The 490-nt window shown below is 61.8% G+C and carries 1 protein-coding gene; it reads left to right on the top strand.

The window, feature by feature from the left end:
* Positions 1–24: 24 nt before the first annotated feature.
* The coding region (locus CR105_RS27520; RefSeq protein ID WP_099794148.1) for an IS6 family transposase at positions 25–490 on the top strand (466 nt) is incomplete at its 3' end.

The following is a 490-nucleotide window of genomic DNA, read 5'->3' as shown; positions in this document are numbered from 1 at the left end:
CGCCCGAACCCAGGACGACTCGACATGCTCAACTTCAAAGGGATGCGCTTTCCGATCGATGTGATCCTGGTCTGCATCCGCTGGTATGCGGCCTACCCGCTGAGCTACCGGCACCTCGAGGAGATGATGGAAGAGCGCGGCGTGTCGGTCGACCATTCGTCGATCAACCGTTGGGCGATTCGTTTCCTGCCGCTCATCGAGAAGATGGCCCGGAAACACAAGCGTCCGGTCGGCGGCAGCTGGCGTATGGATGAGACGTACATCAAGGTCAAGGGCGTCTGGAAATACCTCTACCGCCCTGTCGACAAGCAGGGCAAGAGCGTCGACTTCCTGCTGACAGCGAAGCGCGACATGGCTGCGGCGAAGCGCTTCTTCGACAAGGCCATGGGAGCGAACGGCGATCCGGACAAGGTCGCGATGGACAAGAGTGGCGCCAACGAGGCGGCGATCGATGCGATCAACGCCGGCCGCGACGTGCCGATCCTGGTGC

Source organism: Massilia eurypsychrophila (genome assembly GCF_002760655.1).
Lineage (GTDB): Bacteria > Pseudomonadota > Gammaproteobacteria > Burkholderiales > Burkholderiaceae_D > JAFCUW01.
This window is presented reverse-complemented; position numbering and strand designations above follow the sequence as displayed.